We start from the raw sequence: 17,622 nt of genomic DNA on the forward strand, positions 1-17,622 counted from the left end.
ACCCGCGACCGCGTGGGCGATCCTTCCCTCCCCCGTTCGTTACGATTCCTCTCATGAGCCCCGGCCCCCAAGGAACTTCGCTCGGCGTCGACTTCGGCACCTCGCACACCATCGCGGTGGTCCGCCGCGCCGACGGGAGCCTGCGCCCGCTCCTGTTCGACGGCGCGCCGCTGATGCCCTCGGCGGTGTGCGCCGACGCCGACGGCGGCCTCCTCGTGGGCCGCGACGCCGTCCACGCCGGCCGCCGCCACCCCGAGCGCTTCGAGCCCAACCCCAAGCGCCTCATCGACCGGCCCTCGACGCTGCTGGGCGCGCGCGAATACACGATCCCCGACCTCATCGCGGCCGTCCTGGACGCCGTCGCCGCCGAGTGCCGCCGCGTCGTCGGCAACCCCGCGCAGGTCACGCTCACCGTGCCCGCCGAGTGGGGCCCGGCCCGGCGCCAGGTCGTCGAGGACGCGGCCGCGCGTTCGGGCCTCGGCCAGGTGCACCTCGTGCCCGAGCCCGTGGCCGCCGCGACCTACTACGCGGAGGCGCTGAAGCACCGCATGGCCGTCGGCGCCTCCATCGTCGTGTACGACCTCGGCGCGGGCACCTTCGACGCGAGCGTCGTGCGCCGCACCGAGCACGGCTTCGAGACCGTCGCGCTCGACGGGCGCAACGACCTGGGCGGCTTGGACATCGACGCCGCCCTCATCGAGCACCTCGGCTCGGTCTACGGCGACCGCGACGGCTGGAAGCGCCTCGTCAACCCCACCACTGTGGAGGAACGGCGGTACTTCCGCGAGTTCCAGGAGGAAGTGCGCGGCGCCAAGGAGCGCCTCTCGCGCCACCAGCAGTCGGACATCGCGATCCCGCTGCTCGACGTCGAAGCGCACCTGACCCGCACCGAACTCGAGCAGATCGCCCACCCGCACCTGGAGCAGACGATCCGCGTCACCCAGGCCGTCATCCGCGCCGCCGGGCTCGACGTCGCCTCCAGCGCGGGCGTGTTCCTCGTCGGCGGCGCGAGCCGCATGCCGTTGGTGGGCACCATGCTCCACCGCGCGCTCGGCGTCGCGCCCACCGTGCTCGACCAGCCCGAGGTCGTCGTCGCCGAAGGCAGCGTCCTGTGGACGCGCGCCGGGCAGCACTCGACGACGTTCCCGATCCAGCGCACCCCGCAGCAGCCCGGGTTCGCGCCCGCGCCGCACACCCCGGCGGTCGCCCGCCTCGCGCCGCCCTCGCCGCAGACCGCGCCCGCCTACCAGGCCCCGCCGCAGACCGCCCCGACGTACCAGCCCCTGCCCTCCCCGCAGGAGATCACTTCTCCCCCTGCGCCGCAACCGGAACCGAGCCCGACCCAGCGGAACCTGCCGCCGCGCTCCCCGCAGTTCACCCCGCCCGTTTCGGTCGAGAAGGACGACGACGCGCCCGAACCGCCCCGCACCGAGGCGGAACGCAAGCGCGCCAAGAAGATCAGCCGCCGCGGCATCATCGCGTTCGTCCTCGTCGACATCCTCGTCATCGCCGGACTCGTCTGGTACTTCAGCCCCAAGGACGACCCGGCCGACGACGGCTTCGACAGCGGCGGCGACACCGTCACGTCGTTCGATCCGAACTGGGCCCTGACCGGTGCAGGCGAGGAACTGACGAGCATCGAAGGCGCGCACGACGGCGCGGTCGAGTCGCTGGCGTTCCTCGACGGCGTCACCGGACCGCGGCTGTTCAGCAACGGCGCGGACGGCTCGATCGACCTGTGGGACCTCGACACCGGCGAGCTGGTCGTCGAATACTCGCCCGAGGCGGCGATCGGCGACCTGTGGCCCGCGTACTCCTCGTCCGGCGACGCCATCATGGTCGCGGTCAGCGAGGACTACGAGCCGTACATGTGGACGCCGGCGACCCCCGAGTTCACGGCCGCGGGCGTGCCCGAAATGGTCGCGGAGGACGCCCAGGTTGACTTCGTCCGCATCGGCTACATCGAAGCCGCCCCCGTGCTGGCCCTGCTCAGCGACAGCGAGTTCGAGCTGTACGACCTGGAAAACCAGGAGACGATCGCCCGCTCCCCGCTTCCCAGCGGCTACGGCTACCCGCGGCTGTTCACCTACTCGGACGGGTCTGACTCCGAGATCGTGGCGGTGACCCCCGAGCAGCAGCTCGACATCGTTGGGACGGACGGCACCGCCCACGGCGAACCGTTCACCGCCGACACGTGGGAAGGCAACAGCATCGACGGCTTCACGACCGTCTCCTACTGGGACTTTCCGTACGCGATGGCGATCGGGAGCGACGGGATGCTGCACTTCTGGGACCTCGACGAGCAGGTGCCGAATTGGGAACCGGGCGTGCCCGCCGACGCGGGCGCGGAGTACCACTTCGAGCTGGTGGACACCGAGAGCGGGATCTCGGTCATGTCGATCGGCTCTGCCGGCATCGCCCAGATCGTGAGCGTCGAGACTTCGGCTACCGTTTACCTCGAGTCTCCGAGCGGGGTTCCGACCGAACTGATCGTTGTCATGGTCGACGGCCGCGAGTTCGCGGCGACCGGCGACGACCAAGGCAACATCCGATTCTGGAGTCTGGGGAATTGATCTTCTTCATCATCGCGGCCGCGATCATCGCCGCCGCCACCGCGTACAGCCTGTGGGCGCTGGGCAAGGAGCACCGGATCGAGACCTCGGTGCACCTCGACGCGCGCGCGAACGAGGTGTGGGCGGTGCTCACCGACTTCCCGGCCTACGACGAGTGGAACCCGTTCATCACCGAGATCTCCGGGCTCCTCGCCGAGGACGAGCGCCTCAACGCGGTCTTCCTGCAGGGCAACGGGAAGACCATGCGGTTCAAGCCGCGCGTCCTGCGCGTCTCCCCGGCCCGGCAGATCCGCTGGCTCGGGAAGCTCGGCCCCGGCGGGCTGTTCGACGGCGAGCACTACTTCGTGCTCGAGCCGCAGGCCGACGGCACCACGGTGCTCACCCACGGCGAGCGGTTCACCGGCGTCCTCGTGCCGCTCATGAAGTCCGCCCTCGCCGACACCGAGCAGGGCTTCGCGTCCATGAACAACGCCCTCGAGGGGCGCCTGAAGCTCCTCGAAGACTGAAAAAACGGCGGCCCGCTCGAGAGCGGACCGCCGTTGACCCCTTGATCTGGAAAGAGCGGCCCGCACTGCGACGGCGCGGGCCGTTCTGGTGCTTAGAGGACGCCCGCGCCCGCGAGCTCGGTAACGCCCGCGACCGAGTCCGCAACACCTTCGGAGGTGGTGTTGCCGACCAGGCCGCCGACCAGCGGGAGCCCGCCGGTCGCGCCGCTCACCGCGTCCAGGCCGGGAACGGCCGGGAGCATCTCCTCGTTGACGTCCACGTTGGAGGACTCGTTGGTCGAGAGCTCCTTGTGGCTGTCGTGGTGGTCGTGCCCGCCGGGGATCTCGGCGTCCGAGCCGCCCTCGCAGGAGGCGCTGGCGGAGCCGAGGATCGCGATGGCGTTGCCGCACACGTTGACCGGGGCCTGGATCGGGGCGAACAGCTGGTTGCCGTTGCCGAGGCCCACGTTGTCCTGGGTGGTCAGGTTGCCCGCGCCGGAGTAGTCGGCGTCGGCGCCGCCCTCGCACCCGGCGTTGGACGCACCGCCGACGGCGATGGCGTTGCCGCAGGCGTTGATCGGGGCCTGGATCGGCGCGAGCAGCTGGTTGCCCGAGAGCGCACCGTAGTTGAACTGCGAGAGCGTGTCGGACTCGGCCTTGCCGGACTCCTCGTGCCCGCCGGACTCGACGTCGGCGTGCGAGCCGCCGGTGGACCAGCCGTCCGCGACGCCGCCGACGGCGGCGGCGATGCCGCTGATGTCGGTGGGGGCCTGCACCGGGGCGAACGCCTGGTTGCCGTTGCCGAGGCCGGTGTTGTTCTGCGTGGTCAGGTCGCCCGCGCCGTCGTAGTCGGCGCTGGCGCCGCCTTCGCAGCCCGCGTTCGCGGTGCCGAGGACGGCCGCGGCCACGCCGCAGATGTTGATGGGCGCCTGGATCGGCGCGACCACCTGGTTGCCCGTCACCGCTCCGACCTGGTCCTGCGTGGTGACGTCAGGGCCGGTGGCCTGGGCGGTGCCGGCACCGGCGACGAGGGCGACCCCCGTCGCGACGAGGCTGGCCTGCGCGGTCTTGCGTGCCCATGAGTTATTCACGAAGTCTCACCTTTCAGGGAAATGGTTCTTGCTGTTCCATCACGTATCCCCCGTGAAGCTCCGTGGTCTCGAAAGCGTTGTTCGCGTCCGGCGGGCTGGGTCCCGCGACCGGACGAGGTGCTTTGAAACCGGGAGAGTTTTCTTGCTGGCCTTGCTGTTTCCTTGCTCGGTCGGTGGGGCCGCCCGGGCCTTCCGGCGCGCTAGGCGCCGCACGGACCGCCCGGGAGCCGCTGCGGTGCACCGCAGCGGACTCGCCGAACCGTTCGCGCAGGACCCGAACGGGCCCATCGACCGTGGTCCGCGGCGCGCCTGGCGGAAGCGCGCGCCGCGGGGTGTTCAGCCTTAGAAGGGCAGCACTCCGCCCGGAAGGCCGCCGCCGAGGTTCGAGAGCAGGTCGCTCAGCGGGTCACCCGCGGGAGCCTCCTGGTCCTTGACCTTGTCCGCGGTCTTGTCCGCGACGTTGTCGCCCTTGGCCTCCGCGTCGGGGCCGGACGGCACCAGGGCGTTGACGCCGGGAATCGAGTTCACGGCGCTCAGGCCGGGGACCTTGTCGGTGACGCCGCCGGCCAGGCCGGTCACGGCGTCGGGAGAGACCGGGAGCCCCCCGAGGGCTTCCGGCGTCGCCATCACGAGGTCGCCGGTCGATTCCGGGACCTCGGTGTCGGCGGCCTGGGCCGCCGTTCCGGCGAGCAGCAGAGCCCCCGTAGCGAGTCCTCCGATGAGGCCCGCCGTACGCACAGTGCGCATTTCCATCTGCTTTGTTGCCTTTCTCCGTACCGCGCGGACAAGGGTCGAACGGCTGGGGAAGCAGCGCGAATCGACCGCCGTGCGGTGCAAGATCGCTGAATTGTCAGTGGTTGACCAGCGTTCGAGGCAGCGCGCTCGCCGCGGGGACGGTCGCTCCTGCCGACTGCGGACCTCAGCCGCGACCTGGCCGGCTGGATCGCCGGGTAGTCGAGGACCGCGCTCGCTGTCCATCGGGCCGGTGACACTGCGGCCCGGCCGCTGTGACGCGGCCACACTGACTAACTGGAGAGGCTCGGGTGCGGTTACGCCCAGACGCGAAGAAATTCGAAAACATTGCGATGTTGCGGCCACGAAATGCGTAGATGACTCATATGCCCGACTGGGCATGGAAACAGCCCCTCACCGAAAGGTGAAGGGCCGCAATCCGAAAGGGTTAACGCACGCGGGGCAGGATCATCGTGTCCGTATGCCCGGCGCTCCCGTTCTCGCCGTCGCCGCCGCGCTTCTTCCTGATGAGCTTGATCGAGCGCGCCACCACGAACCACAGGAACAGCAGCCCGATGATCCCCAGCACGAGCTTGCTCAGCAGCCCCGAGTACTGGTCGATGATCGGCTGGATCGCCGGCCCGAACGCGAAGCCCAACCCCACCCAGATCGCGTTCCAGATCACCGAGCCCACCAGCGTGTAGCCCGTGAACTTCCAGAACGGCATCTTCTCGATCCCCGCCGGGACCGAGATCGCGCTGCGCACCAGCGGCAGGCACCGGCCCGCCAGGACCGCGATGCCGCCCCACCGGGCGAACACCTTCTCCGAACGCTCGAAGTCCTTGAGCTCCAGCAGCGGGAACTTCTCGAAGATCCACCGCGTCCGCTCGCGCCCGAACGCGTACCCGACGTAGTAGAGGACGTACGCCCCCGCCATCGAACCCATCGCGGCGAACAGCATCACCAGCCAGAAGTTCATCCTGTTGTCCCAGGCGAGGTACCCCGCCACCGGCAGGATCAGCTCGGACGGGATCGGCGGGAAGACCGACTCGATCGCGAGGGCCAGCCCCACGCCGACCTCGCCGAACTTGTCCATGAGGCTGAGGACCCACTGGATGAAGTCGCCCTCGCCTTCACCGGTCGGTATCTCACTGGACGCGGTGGCCATCGCCAGGCCCTGGCTGAGGAAGTTGGTCACGCCGCCAGCGTAACCGGCTCACTTTCACCCCCGCCTCGGTCGTCCGGCCGAGACCGGCCGGGCCCAGGCGGCCATTCGGCGGACTGCCCGCGGCCAGGTGTCGCCGCGCGTGCGGAGCCGGGCCATACTTAGTGGTAATTCCGCGCTTCCTTCGGACCCCACGCCCGGTGACGGCCCGTCCAGCGCACGCGGAAAAGAGTGAGGGGGGCTCGATGAGTCGCACGGTCGGGCCGTACACCGATGTCACGACCGCGCGCGTCGAAGGCGCCTACGAGCTCTGCGAAGGCCTCGACGAGAACGCCCGGCCCGTGCAGATCCTCACCCTCGGCACCACCTCCTCCAAGGACCCCGCGCGCCGCGGCCTCCTCTCCGACACCGTCGCCTGGGCCTACGCCACCGCCGGACCCGAGGACGCCCCCATCCTCGTCGCCGACCTCGAAGCCGAGCAGCCCTACGTCGTCGTCCTGCGCGACGCCCGCCTCCGCGGCGCCGACCGCATCATGGACCGCCTCCTCGCCCTCGGCCCCGCCACCGGCCCGCTCCCCGTCGGCCCCGCCGCCGCGGCCCAGCGCGCCGCCCACCAGCTGGCCGCCGCCCAGCGCTCAGCCGCACCGGCCTCCCCAGCGGGCGTCTCCGGGCCTCCCTCGCCACCGCCCATGTCTCCGCCGGTGATCATGATCGCCGCACCGAAGAAGCACTCGCAGCTCAAGCCGATCCTCATAGGGATCGGCTCAGTCGTCGTCATCCTCGCCCTCGTCATCGGCGTCTGGGCCGTCCTCTCCCGGCCCGGCGGCGACGACTCGGACGGCTCCGCCGAACCGCCCACCACCGCCGCCGTCGACGGCGTCTCCCAGGCCCCCGCCGCCGAACCCACCGATGCCGCCGCCGGAAACGAAGTGCCCCAATGGGACGCCGAGGCCCCCGCCGAACGCGTCGGCGGCAGCGCCTTCCCCGAAGACGCCGCGACCTCCACGTTCGCGGCCGCCAACTGGCCCTTCGCGTTCAAAGTCCCCGACGAGTTCGAGTGCACCGAGGACGGCGCGACCGCCGTCTGCACCGCCGACGACGGCGAGTCGACCCTCACGATCGGCTGGCTCCCCTGCGAGGGCGACTGCCCCCGCTCGGCCCGCAAGATCATGCGCGAAGCCCTCCCCTACCAGCCGCTGCAGGAGATGGCCGGGGAGGTCGCCTACGCCGAGCGCGACCAGGTGTACGGGCGCTGGCGCGGCACCTTGAGCGTGTTCGTGACCGACGCTGACGGCACGTTCCAGGCGTGGGCGACCGCCGACGTCGCCGCCGAACGCGAAGAAGAGGGCTGGCACGTGTTCAACGACGTCCTCAGCCAGGCGCTGGCCAAGACCGCCGCTTAGGCGTCCTCGCGGCCGTCCCAGCTCTGCAGGGCCGCCGCGACGATCTCGGGCGACGACGGCGCCGACTGCGAGATCGCCGTCCCCAGGCCGTGCTCGGCGAGCACCCGGGCATACGACTCGCCCTTGTAGGAGCGCAGGAGGTTCTGCGCGGCCTCGCGCTCGTCCTCGCCGAGGTCGGCGCGCGCGAGCATCGGGTACTCGAACTGGGCGACCTGCGCGGCGCCCGCGGGTACCTGGAGGTCGGGGTTCCCGGCGGCCTCGGGTGCTGACATGACGGCCGTGCCGTCGCCGCCCTCCCGGGTGTGGTCGTCGACCCCGAACATGATGATCCACATGAGACTCGCGGCGTGCTGGCGCGGGTCCTGGAGCGCGACGTCGGCCTCGTCGGGGAGCACCGCGTCGGCGCTCTCGCCCGCCGGGAGGGCCAGGCCGACGGCGGCGCTGGCGGTGGAGTCCTGGAGGACGTCCCACTGCTCGGTGAGGTCGGTGTCGTTGGAGCCGGCAGAGGCGGGGAGGTTGCGCCAGAGGGCGGTCTCGGGAATCCACACGTCGGCGTCGGTCTCGCCGAGGGCGTTGCCGGAGACGGCTTCGACGGTGATGTCGGCGCAGACGTCCGAGCCGCGGGAGGGGGCACCGCCGCCTGCGGCGACGAAGTCCTCGAGAGCCGCGGCCAGCTCGGGTGCGGCGGCGACGTGGAGCGCCACTTCCGTCCCGCAGGACTGGACGTGGGCGATGGCGGCGTTGAGGGTGTACGCGGTGACCGGGGTGAACACGGCGAGCAGCGCGAGCCCGCCGAGGAGGCGGCGGCCCTCTTTCGAGAGGCGGCCGCGCCTGCGATGCACACCGGTCATGTGACGAGTGTATGACCTGGCGCAAACCGCGTCGAGGTCGCGTTTTTCAGTTATCTCTTGGGGACTGTGCGCTACGAGCGGTCGTTGCCGCACGCGTGCAGCGCTTCTGGGCCCGGGACGCTCGCGGCCGACCCGGCCCGCCGATGGTCGGAGCCGGCGGCGGGCCGGCCGTGCGCGTCGGGCTCAGTTCCTCTTCAGCGGCGCCGGGGGCGGCGCTTGGGCGGGGTGAGCAGGTCCGCGACAATCCGCATCGTCTCGGGGACGAGGCGGAAGTAGGCCCACACGCCGCGCTTGTCGCGCTCGACGACCCCGGCCTCGGCCAGGATGCGCAGGTGGTGGCTGACCGTGGGCTGGGACAGGCCCAGCGGCTCGGTCAGCTCGGCCACGCAGGCCTCCTGCTCGGGAGCGGCCTGGATGAGGCTGAGGAGCTGGAGGCGGTTCGGATCGGCGAGTGCTTTGAGGACACCCGCGATGCGCTCGGCGTCGGATTTGGAAAGCGCTTCGCCGCTGACCGGCGAAACGGGCGTCTCGGCCTCGACGGTGACTCGCACCATGATCGTGTTCCTTCCGGATTGGTTCCAGTCGGTACCGGATTCGGCCGCACTGCCATTAATCCAGTTCCAACCCTGAATATGCCCTCGCGGTGTGGCCGGGCGGTAACGACGACGCTTCCGGCTCGCAAAGGGTTTCGGTTCCTACGGATCTCGCTCGGGCCGCACCAAGTCCCTGACCGGATCCACCGCCGAGATTACGCCTGCCTCGCCAGCGGATCTACCGTTGACACAAGATCAGTTTGCAGGCCACAGCGGCGATTATTCAGTTAATGCAGCACTACCTGGAGTTATATCTAAATCTACCAATATTTAAGCGGTTGCCGTCTCGCGATTGAGAGCCGGTTCACGTGATTATTTCGGATCGACGTCCCAATATATAGAACACCCTGATTCCGAGCCTAGCGCGAATCCGACAGTCGCGCGGGCTTCTTTTGTTTCGGGCTCGTTACATAGGCTTGAGAATGCGCACATCCGCGGCTACGGCGAAGGGCGGGGCCGTTCGGCCCCGCCCCGCATTCACGCTCGTAACTGCCTGCTCAGAGGCGCGGTCTGGCGGTCGAGGCGCGCTCGATGAGCTCGGCGTCGACCATGAGCTCATCGGGGTAGTCGGCGTCCTCGACCAGGGCCGCTTCGAGGGCCTTCACGCCCATGTCGTGCAGCGGCAGCGCCACCGTCGTGAGCGAGGGGGTGAGGTCGCGCACCACCGGGATGTCGTCGAACCCGGCGACCGAGACCTGGTCGGGGATGCTCACGCCGCCTTCGCGCAGCGCGGTGCACAGGCCCGTGGCCTGCACGTCGCTGGTGACGAACACGGCCGTGGGCAACGCGCCGCCGTCCAGGAGGGCCCGCCCGGCCTGGTAGCCGCCGTCGCGGCTGAACTCGGCCGCGACGTGCATGACCTCGGCGTCCTCGGGCAGCGCCGAGAGGAACCCCTCGCGGCGTTCGCGCACCACCTGCAGCTGCTCGGGCCCGGCGACCACGGCGAAGCGGCGGTGGCCCAGCTGGGTCAGGAACCGGGCGAGACCGGCCGCGCCCTCGCGGTTCGCCGGGCGCACCACGCGCCCGGGCAGGCCCGGCTGGCCCACGCTCACCACAGTGGCACCCAGTTCCAAGAGGTCCGAGAGGTGCTCGGACAAGCGCTGCTCGGCGGCCTTGTCGGTCGTCCGCGAACCGGCGACGATCACCGCGCGCGGGCGGTAGCCGCGCAGCGAGTCCAGGTGCTGCACTTCAGAATCGGGGTCGATGCCGGTGTCGGCGATCAGCACGCGCACGTTGCGGCGGGCGGCCTCGGCGAGGACGCCGCCCGCGATCTGCCCGAAGTACGGGTCGGTCACGTCGTGCAGGAGCAGGGCCACAGTCTGGGAGGTCGCGCGGGCGAGGACCTGCGCGCCGACGTTGGGGGCGTATCGCAACCGGCGGGCCGCCTCGCGGACCCGCTCGCTCAGCTGGTCGCTCACCCGGTGGGGGGAGCCGTTGAGCACGCGGGAGGCGGTGGCCACCGAGACGCCGGCGGCTCGGGCGACATCGGCCAGTCGGGCCGGTTGTTTGCGTTCCATCTCGCTGAGGCTACCCATCTGCGGAAAGCGCTGCTCAAGCGGTCCTGAAACGCCGTTCCCTCCACACTCGCCAGACCACATACGCCACAGCCGCAACGCCGACGCCGACGGCCGCGACCTTGAGCGGACTGGGCCCCGACAGGGGCGGGCGCAGGGCCACGGGGCGCCGGAACGTCAGCTGCGGCCAGCCCTCCTCCTGGGCGAGGCGGCGCAGGCCGCGGTCGGGGTTGACCGCGCGCGGGTAGCCGACGGTGCGCAGCATCGGCTCGTCGGTGATGGAGTCGGAGTAGGCGAAGGACGCGTCGAGGTCGACCCCGCGCGCGGTGGCGAACGCCTTGACGGCGTCGGCCTTCGCGGGCCCGGCCGCGTAGAAGTCGATCTCGCCGGTGTACCGGCCGTCATCGCCGATGACCATGCGGGAGGCGATGACATCGGTGGCGCCGAGCATCCGTCCGATGGGGGCGACCATCTCCTCGCCGGACGCGCTCACGAGCACGACCGCGCGGCCCGCGGAGCGGTGCGCCTCGATGAGGGCGGCCGCTTCGGCGTAGACGGCGGGCGCGATGAGCTCGTCGAGCGTCTCGTTCACGATCGACCGGACCTCCTCGGCGGGCCAGCCGCGCGAGAGCTCGGCGACGTAGTCGCGGGTGCGCGCCATCTGGACCTCGTCGGCGGAGCCGCCGAGGCGGAAGAGGAGGTGCGAGTAGGCGACCTTGAGGACGTCGCGGCGGGCGAGGAGCCCGCCCTGGTAGAGCGGCCGGGAGAAGGCGAGGGTGCTGGCCTTGGCGATCACGGTCTTGTCGAGGTCGAAGAAGGCCGCGCCGGGGCGGCGGCCCGGTGCCGCGACCGGTTCGAGCGAGAGTGCCGGTGAGCCTTGAAGCGGCTCCGCTGCGTTCATGCCGCAAGCATAGACAGCGGGGCAAACGCGTTTCGACCGCTTGTGGCGCGACGCGCACGTGTCGCCGCCGCGGCGCCGTACCGGGTGCCCCGGGTTACCCGCCCATTCCCACCTTCACCACTACCAGCGAAATAAGAACACCCTCCCACACGGGTACGACACCGTCGGCCGCGAAAATTCGAACACGCAGGCGGGCGGGCCGATATCCCTTCGGGGAGCGGGGCAGGGCGCGATTCGAACATGCCCGTGTCGGGGGTGGAACGTAGGCTGGCGCCATGTCGAAGAGCCAGCGAATCGCCTACGCGTGCGGCGCGTGCGGCGTCCGGGTCCCCAAATGGGTCGGGCAGTGCCCCGACTGCGGCGAGTGGGGCTCCATGGAGGAGACCGCGGCCCCGCCCCGCCAGACCGGCGGCAGCTCGATCGCCTCGGCCATGCCCTCCGCGCGGCGGCCCGCCAAGCCCGCCATGCGCATCGGCACCGTCTCGGCCGCGCAGGCCGCGAGCCTGCCCACCGGCATCGGCGAGTTCGACCGCGTCATGGGCGGCGGCCTCGTCCCCGGCGGCGTCACCCTCATCTCCGGCGAGCCCGGCGTCGGCAAGTCCACGCTCCTCCTCGAAGTCGCGCACCGCTTCGGTGAAGCCGGGTACGGCAAAGCGCTCGTCGCCACCGGCGAGGAGTCCGCCGCGCAGGTCCGCCGCCGCGCCGACCGCACCGGCTGCCTCTCCGAAGAGCTCTACCTCGCCGCCGAGACCGACCTCGGCGCCGTCCTCGGCCACGTCGAGGACGTCAAACCCGCCCTCCTCATCCTCGACTCCGTGCAGACCGTCATCGCCCCCGACACCGACGGCGTCCCCGGCGGCGTCACCCAGGTCAAGGCCGTCGCCAGCGCGATCACCGCGGAAGCCAAGGCCCGCAACATGGCCGTGATCCTCGTCGGGCACGTCACGAAGGACGGCGGCATCGCCGGGCCGCGCGCCCTGGAGCACCTGGTCGACACGGTCGTCCACTTCGAAGGCGACCGGCACTCGATGCTGCGGCTGCTGCGCGGCGTGAAGAACCGCTTCGGCCCGGCCGACGAGGTCGGCTGCTTCGAGATGACCGAGGACGGCATCGTCTCGCTCGCCGACCCCTCCGGGCTGTTCCTGGACGACGCGCCGACCGAGCCGACGCCGGGCACGTGCGTCACGGTGACGATGGAGGGCCGCCGGGCCGTGCCCGTGGAAGTGCAGGCGCTCCTTGGGAAGTCGGTGAAGGACGGCGCGGTCCCGCGGCACACGGTGTCGGGGCTCGACCAGGCCCGGTTGAACATGGTGCTGGCGGTGCTCACGCGGCGCGGCGGGATGCGGCTGCTCGACCGGGAGGTGTACGCCACGACGATCGGCGGCATCCGGGTGCGCGAGCCCGCCTCTGACCTGGCGCTGGCGCTGGCGCTGGTGAGCGCGGACCAGGAGATCGCGGTGAGCGCGGACCTGGTCGCGATCGGCGAGGTGAGCCTGACGGGTCAGGTGCGGCGGACGGTGAACGCGGACAGGCGGATCGGGGAGGCGGCGCGGCTCGGTTTCAAGACGGCGATCGTCCCGAAGGGCTCGGTCGCGGAGCGGCACAGGGGCATCGAGGTCGTGGAGGTCGAGACGATCATCGACGCGAAGCAGGCGGCGGCGCGCACGTGGGCGCGGCGTGGCTGACCGGCAGAGACCTGAGGCTGCTTGCAACCGGGTTGCCCGGCATGGCCTCCGCGTCCTACGGTGGCGGTTGTGACTGATGCTTCTGATACCGGTGCGGCGGTGGCCGATCTGCAGACCGAGCGGCTGCTGCTGCGGGTGTGGACCGCCGCAGAGGCGGCGACCGTGGCCGAGGGCGGCCGTCTGGACGACTGGGCCGAGGGCTTCCCCGATGAGGGCGACAAGGTGATCGCGCCGCTGATCGCGGCCGAGCCGGCGTGGCAGGGGCCGTTCGGGCACCGGCTGATCGTGGAGCGCGGGAGCGGGCTCGTGGTCGGTTCGCTGGGCCTGTTCTGGCCGCCTGCGGACGGCGCGGTGGAGCTCGGGTACGGTGTCGCGCCGTCGCGGCGCGGGCGCGGGTACGCCCCGGAGGCGGTGCTGGCGCTGACGGCGCACGCGTTCACGTCCCCTGAGGTGGAAGCGGTGTTCGCGCATGTGGAGCCGTCGAATCCGGCTTCAGTGCGGGTCTTGGAGAAGGCCGGTTTCATGCCGGGCGGTCCGGGTGCGGAGGAGGGCACGGTCCGCTACGACGCGCCGCCGCCGGGGGCTTGAGTCCTGCTTATTCGGGACGCGGGCCGATCTGGTCAAAGGGGCGTTCGGTCACCGCTTCGGCTTGGCCCGCAAGGAGGCCGCGTTTGCGGCTGAGGTCGGCGAGCTGGTCGTCGAGCCTGGCGAGGGCGTCGTGCATGACCTCGCGCGAGTGGACGCAGTGCCGGATCCCTTCCTTGGTGGCGCAAGGGATGAGGTGCCGGATCTCGCGGGTCGAGACGCCCGCTTCGAGCAGTTCGCGGATCTGCTCGACCCGCGCCGGGGCGTCCTCGGAGTAGGAGCGGTAGCCGTGCGAATCGCGTCCGGGCAGCAGCAGTTCCTGCTCTTCGTAGTAGCGCAGGAGCCGGGTGCTCACCCCGGTCCGGCGCGACAGCTCGCCGATTCGCATCGTGACCTCCGTCATAAGTGTTTGGCCTTCACACTGATGTGAAGCCATAACGTCGCTGGCATGACCAACATTTCCACGCGACTCCCCGTCCTGACCACCGAGGTCCACGGCTCCGGTCCCGGCATCGTCCTCGCCCACGGCGCCAGCGGCCGCATCGAGTCGAACTTCGGGGCGCTCCTGCCGCTGCTCGCCAAGGGCCACACGGTCACCGCGTCGTCCTATCCGGCGGACGACACGGTCCTCGACCTGGACTCGCTCGCCGACGCGCTCGTGGCCGAGGCCGCGACCGAGCGGTTCACGATCATCGGGTTCTCGCTGGGCACGGCGGTCGCGGTGCGCGCCGCCGCCCGCCACCCCGAGCGCGTCACCGGGCTCGTCCTCGCGGCGGGGATCGCCCGCGCCGACAACCGGCTGCGGCTCGCGCTCGACCTGTGGCGCGCACTGCTCGCCTCGGGCGACCGGGACGCGTTCGCGCGCTTCGCCCTCGGCTCGGCGTTCAGCCCGGCGTTCGTGAACGGCATGGCGCCGGAGGGCGTGGCCGCCACGGTCGAGCAGATCGCGTCGAACATCCCCGGCGGCACGGCCGCGCAGGCGGCCCTCATCGGGACCGTGGACACCACGGCCGACCTGGCCGGCATCGCGGTGCCGACCCTGGCGGTCAGCGCGACCGAGGACGTGCTGGTGGACCCTGCGAACCACCGGTTCCTCGCCGAGCAGATCCCGGGCGCCGAGTACGCCGAGGTCAAGGCCGGGCACGTGCTCATGGCCGAGCAGGCGGACGCCTGGCACGGACTCGTCCTGGACTTCCTCGAACGCAACGGCCTCTGAAGCGGCCCAGACGAAGCCGGGGCGGCGTCAGCGACAGCGGACGCCGCCCTTCAGGGTCGTTCAGAGGCCCAGCTTCGCGAGCTCGTTCCGGGACGCCACGCCGAGCTTCGGGTACGCCTTGTACAGGTGGTACCCGGCCGTGCGCGGGCTCAGGTACAGCTGCTCGCCGATCTCCCGGTTGCTCAACCCGGCCGCGGCGAGGCGGACCACTTGCAGCTCTTGGGGAGTGAGCTTTCCGGCGAGGTCGGGGGCGGCCTCGATCGGGCCCGCGTCGCCGGAGGCGCGCAGCTCCCGGCGGACGCGATCGCTCCACGGCTCGGCGCCGAGCCGCTCGAACACCGCTGCGGCGCTGCGCAACCGGGTCTTCGCCTCGTTGACGCGCCGGGCCCGGCGCAGCCACTCGCCGAGGATCAGGTCGGTGCGGGCCGATTCGAACGGGAAGCCGTCGTCCTCTTTGTGCAGTTCGGCGGCGCGCTGGTAGTGCGCCCCGGCGTCCTGCTCGTCCGCGAGGAGGCCCCGGCAGCGCTCGACCTGCGCCATCAGATGCGGCTGCTCGCTCGCTTCGGCCCACTGCGTGAACCAGTCGAACGCGCCCGCGACCCGCTCGGGTTCGCCCATGCGCACCGCCGCCTCGACGGCTACGGGCACGAGCGGCAGCGCCTCGCCCGGCGCGTTCGAGTCGAGGTGGGCCAGGAACCGGTCGAGCGCTTCCTCGTTGCGTCCCAGGGAGAAGTCGAGGAGCGCGAGCGGCAGGTCGATCGCGACGACCGTGTCGCCGGGCGAGTCCGCCTCGGCCGCTTCGATGATCTCCCGGGTGCGGACCTCCTCGCCGCGGTAGGCGGCGGTCATCGCGAGGACGTGCGCGCGGGCCTTCACGGGGCCGATGCGCTGCCCCACTTCGGTCGAAATGTCGATGGCGCGTTCGGCGAGGGCCTCGGCGTCGCGCCACCGCCCCCTGCGGAACTCGGTGATGCCGTTGAAGACCAGGGCCCGCGGCAGGGCCCCGGCGGCGCCGCGCTGGCGGGCGAGGCGGATCGTGTTCGCCGCGGTCTGCTCCGCCGAGGCGATGTCGCCGTTGAGGAGCTGCCACCAGGCGACCATGGTGCGGTTCTCCGGCGACACGGACTCGCCCGACTCGTCATGGACCTTGGTGAGGCGCCGCAGGGCCGCGACGGCCTCGCCGACGGTGACAGTGGCGGACCGGTTGAACCCGGCGGTGGCGGTCGCGAGGTCGCGGACGAGCCAGGCGTGGTCGATCCCGAGGCGTTCGGCGTGCTCGGCGGCGACCTCGGCGCGGGAGAAGTCCCCTGCCTGCCAGGCGAGTTCGATGGCGCGGAACAGCGGGTACCCGGCGGACTGGGGCTCCCCGGCCGTGTAGTGGTCGGCGGCCTGCATGTAGAGCCGGTAGGACTCGCGGACGTCGTTGTCCCACGCGGCGACCATGGCGACCATGAGGGTGGCGCGGGCGAGGACCCTCGGGTTCGCGGTGTAGCGCAGGATCTGGCCGTACAGCTCTCTCGCCTTGGGGCCGTTGCCCGCCGCGATCGAGGCCTCGGCGGCGCGGAGCAGCCTGCGGCCGCGCTCCTCCGGGTCGGGCGTGAACGACGCGGCGCGTTCGAGGATTCGGAACTCGACGCCGTGCCCGCCGCACGTGCCCAGGCACTGCGCAGACGCTTCGAGGGCGGCGGCGACCTCCTCGTCAGGGCCCGTGGCGGCCGCGGAGAGGTGGAAGGCGCGGCGGTAGTCGTCGGCGTCCAGGGCCGCGGCGTAGACGCGGTGGGCCTCGATACGGCGGAACAGCGGCGCGCCCTGGTAGGCGGCGGTGCGGATGAGCGGGTGCCCGAACGTGAAGCGGTCGGCGCCGAAGCGCACGAGGTCGTCGGCCTCGGCGGGGGCGAGGTCGGCGAGCTCGGCCCCGAGTTTCGCGGCGACCTCGAGGACGAGCCCGGTGTCGGCCGTATCGTCGGCGGCGATGACCAGCAGCAGCGTCCGCGTGGCCTCGGGAAGGCGGTCGATGCGGTCGCCGAACACCTGCTTGAGGCGACTGGTCGTGGACCGGTTGCCGGGCCAGTCGGCGGCGAGGCGCACCTCCGAGTCGACCAGCGGCAGCTCGAGCAGCGCGAGCGGGTTGCCCTCGGCCGAGCGCAGCAGCTGCGCCCGGTCGGCGTACTGACCGCCGCCGAGCCGGGCGGCGAGGAGGCTCGCGGCGGCCTCGTCGTCGAGCGGGCCGAGGCGCAGCTCGTCCAGGCCCGGGGTCGGGAACGCGGGGGCGTACCCCTCCCGGACGGTGAAGACCATCAGGGCCGCTTCCGCCGCAAGGCGTTTCGCCATGAACAGCAGGACGTCGGCGGAGTCCTGGTCGAGCCAGTGCGCGTCCTCCACAATGCACAGCACGGGCTGGTGGGCGGCCGCTTCGGTGAGGAGGCTCAGCGCGGCGAGGCCGACGGTGAAGCGGAGGTTCCCCGGCGGCGCCTCCTTGTCCGGCACGGCGGCGAGGCCGAGGATGCGGGAGAGGACGCACGCGTGGTGGTCCGGGATCGCCTCCAGATGCCCCGCGAGGGGCAGCAGGAGCGCCTGGAGGCCCGCGAAGGACCAGGCGTGCTCGGACTCGACCCCGGTGCAGCGCAGCACGGTCGCGTCCCGGGCGTCCTCCGCGGCGGCCGCGGCCAGGGTCGACTTGCCGATCCCGGCCTCCCCGCGCAACACGAGGGCCGAACCGCGGCCCTCCCGGGCGGCGGCGAATCGTTCCGCGAGGGCGGCGGTCTCGGTATCGCGTCCGTACAGCACGACCTCAACGGTACCGGCGTTTCCGCACCCCGCCAGGGCCC

General features: G+C 71.6%; 15 protein-coding genes. 6 read left to right on the forward strand and 9 right to left on the reverse strand.

The genetic code is table 11. The features are described from left to right. Nucleotides 1–53 precede the first annotated feature (53 nt). Nucleotides 54–2,573 carry an Hsp70 family protein gene (locus tag ACZ60M_RS05555; protein WP_465415018.1) on the forward strand — a complete coding sequence of 840 codons (2,520 nt, stop codon included), beginning with the start codon at nt 54–56 and terminating at the stop codon, nt 2,571–2,573. Next, nucleotides 2,570–3,079 carry an SRPBCC family protein gene (locus ACZ60M_RS05560; protein WP_465415020.1) on the forward strand — a complete coding sequence of 170 codons (510 nt, stop codon included), beginning with the start codon at nt 2,570–2,572 and terminating at the stop codon, nt 3,077–3,079. The genes ACZ60M_RS05555 and ACZ60M_RS05560 overlap by 4 nt, the downstream gene beginning before the upstream one ends. A 92-nt stretch (nt 3,080–3,171) precedes the next feature. Here the strand turns inward: ACZ60M_RS05560 and ACZ60M_RS05565 are convergent, their stop codons facing one another. The 3 genes from ACZ60M_RS05565 to ACZ60M_RS05575 all read right to left on the reverse strand — a co-directional run bounded on the left by ACZ60M_RS05565 (nt 3,172) and on the right by ACZ60M_RS05575 (nt 6,049). Next, nucleotides 3,172–4,149: a chaplin family protein gene (locus tag ACZ60M_RS05565; protein ID WP_465415022.1), complete on the reverse strand. Its 978-nt coding sequence runs from the start codon at nt 4,147–4,149 to the stop codon at nt 3,172–3,174. Between the two features lie 342 nt (nt 4,150–4,491). After that, the gene (locus ACZ60M_RS05570) at nt 4,492–4,896 is read right to left on the reverse strand and encodes a hypothetical protein (RefSeq protein WP_465415024.1); all 405 of its coding nucleotides are present in this window, start codon (nt 4,894–4,896) and stop codon (nt 4,492–4,494) included. Between the two features lie 433 nt (nt 4,897–5,329). Further along, nucleotides 5,330–6,049, reverse strand: a complete 720-nt coding sequence (locus tag ACZ60M_RS05575; RefSeq protein WP_465415242.1) for a DedA family protein — start codon at nt 6,047–6,049, stop codon at nt 5,330–5,332. A 242-nt stretch (nt 6,050–6,291) separates the two neighbouring features. On the opposite strand from ACZ60M_RS05575, the gene ACZ60M_RS05580 reads away from it, so the two are divergent. Next, complete coding sequence (locus tag ACZ60M_RS05580; protein WP_465415026.1) at nt 6,292–7,449, forward strand: hypothetical protein; 1,158 nt, start codon at nt 6,292–6,294, stop codon at nt 7,447–7,449. Here ACZ60M_RS05580 and ACZ60M_RS05585 read toward each other — a convergent pair. The 4 genes from ACZ60M_RS05585 to ACZ60M_RS05600 form a co-directional block, all read right to left on the reverse strand. Beyond that, on the reverse strand, nt 7,446–8,300 hold the full coding sequence (locus tag ACZ60M_RS05585; protein ID WP_465415028.1) for a hypothetical protein: 855 nt from the start codon (nt 8,298–8,300) through the stop codon (nt 7,446–7,448). The two genes, ACZ60M_RS05580 and ACZ60M_RS05585, sit on opposite strands and share 4 nt — an antisense overlap. 194 nt (nt 8,301–8,494) lie before the next feature. Beyond that, the gene (locus ACZ60M_RS05590) at nt 8,495–8,854 is read right to left on the reverse strand and encodes an ArsR/SmtB family transcription factor (protein WP_465415030.1); all 360 of its coding nucleotides are present in this window, start codon (nt 8,852–8,854) and stop codon (nt 8,495–8,497) included. A 536-nt stretch (nt 8,855–9,390) separates the two neighbouring features. Then, a complete protein-coding gene (locus tag ACZ60M_RS05595; RefSeq protein ID WP_465415032.1) occupies nt 9,391–10,410 on the reverse strand; it encodes a LacI family DNA-binding transcriptional regulator in 1,020 nt (339 codons plus the stop codon). 34 nt (nt 10,411–10,444) lie between these two features. Continuing rightward, complete coding sequence (locus ACZ60M_RS05600) at nt 10,445–11,308, reverse strand: HAD family hydrolase (RefSeq protein WP_465415034.1); 864 nt, start codon at nt 11,306–11,308, stop codon at nt 10,445–10,447. A gap of 275 nt (nt 11,309–11,583) precedes the next feature. Between ACZ60M_RS05600 and radA the strand changes: the two genes are divergently transcribed. Together radA and ACZ60M_RS05610 are read left to right on the forward strand one after the other, a co-directional pair. Beyond that, entirely contained in the window at nt 11,584–12,993 is a 1,410-nt protein-coding gene (gene radA, locus ACZ60M_RS05605) for a DNA repair protein RadA (protein WP_465415035.1), read from the forward strand. A gap of 69 nt (nt 12,994–13,062) precedes the next feature. Further along, nucleotides 13,063–13,581, forward strand: a complete 519-nt coding sequence (locus ACZ60M_RS05610) for a GNAT family N-acetyltransferase (RefSeq protein WP_465415037.1) — start codon at nt 13,063–13,065, stop codon at nt 13,579–13,581. A 7-nt stretch (nt 13,582–13,588) separates the two neighbouring features. Here the strand turns inward: ACZ60M_RS05610 and ACZ60M_RS05615 are convergent, their stop codons facing one another. Next, complete coding sequence (locus tag ACZ60M_RS05615) at nt 13,589–13,966, reverse strand: MerR family transcriptional regulator (RefSeq protein WP_465415039.1); 378 nt, start codon at nt 13,964–13,966, stop codon at nt 13,589–13,591. Between the two features lie 60 nt (nt 13,967–14,026). Here ACZ60M_RS05615 and ACZ60M_RS05620 point away from each other — a divergent pair, with 60 nt between their 5' ends. Further along, nucleotides 14,027–14,794, forward strand: coding sequence for an alpha/beta fold hydrolase (locus ACZ60M_RS05620; RefSeq protein ID WP_465415041.1), 768 nt, complete (start codon nt 14,027–14,029; stop codon nt 14,792–14,794). 60 nt (nt 14,795–14,854) lie between these two features. Here ACZ60M_RS05620 and ACZ60M_RS05625 read toward each other — a convergent pair whose 3' ends face one another. Beyond that, a complete protein-coding gene (locus ACZ60M_RS05625; RefSeq protein ID WP_465415043.1) occupies nt 14,855–17,581 on the reverse strand; it encodes a helix-turn-helix transcriptional regulator in 2,727 nt (908 codons plus the stop codon). Between the last annotated feature and the right edge of the window lie 41 nt (nt 17,582–17,622).

This window comes from Glycomyces sp. NPDC050141 (assembly GCF_055586545.1).

What these genes read in the sequence shown, in the direction of transcription:
- radA (WP_465415035.1), top strand. Translation starts at nt 11,584, where the DNA reads ATGTCGAAGAGCCAGCGAATCGCCTACGCGTGCGGCGCGTGCGGCGTC.
- ACZ60M_RS05600 (WP_465415034.1), bottom strand. Translation starts at nt 11,308, where the DNA reads ATGAACGCAGCGGAGCCGCTTCAAGGCTCACCGGCACTCTCGCTCGAA.
- ACZ60M_RS05580 (WP_465415026.1), top strand. Translation starts at nt 6,292, where the DNA reads ATGAGTCGCACGGTCGGGCCGTACACCGATGTCACGACCGCGCGCGTC.
- ACZ60M_RS05555 (WP_465415018.1), top strand. Translation starts at nt 54, where the DNA reads ATGAGCCCCGGCCCCCAAGGAACTTCGCTCGGCGTCGACTTCGGCACC.
- ACZ60M_RS05570 (WP_465415024.1), bottom strand. Translation starts at nt 4,896, where the DNA reads ATGCGCACTGTGCGTACGGCGGGCCTCATCGGAGGACTCGCTACGGGG.
- ACZ60M_RS05585 (WP_465415028.1), bottom strand. Translation starts at nt 8,300, where the DNA reads ATGACCGGTGTGCATCGCAGGCGCGGCCGCCTCTCGAAAGAGGGCCGC.
- ACZ60M_RS05595 (WP_465415032.1), bottom strand. Translation starts at nt 10,410, where the DNA reads ATGGAACGCAAACAACCGGCCCGACTGGCCGATGTCGCCCGAGCCGCC.
- ACZ60M_RS05615 (WP_465415039.1), bottom strand. Translation starts at nt 13,966, where the DNA reads ATGCGAATCGGCGAGCTGTCGCGCCGGACCGGGGTGAGCACCCGGCTC.
- ACZ60M_RS05620 (WP_465415041.1), top strand. Translation starts at nt 14,027, where the DNA reads ATGACCAACATTTCCACGCGACTCCCCGTCCTGACCACCGAGGTCCAC.
- ACZ60M_RS05575 (WP_465415242.1), bottom strand. Translation starts at nt 6,049, where the DNA reads ATGGCCACCGCGTCCAGTGAGATACCGACCGGTGAAGGCGAGGGCGAC.
- ACZ60M_RS05590 (WP_465415030.1), bottom strand. Translation starts at nt 8,854, where the DNA reads ATGGTGCGAGTCACCGTCGAGGCCGAGACGCCCGTTTCGCCGGTCAGC.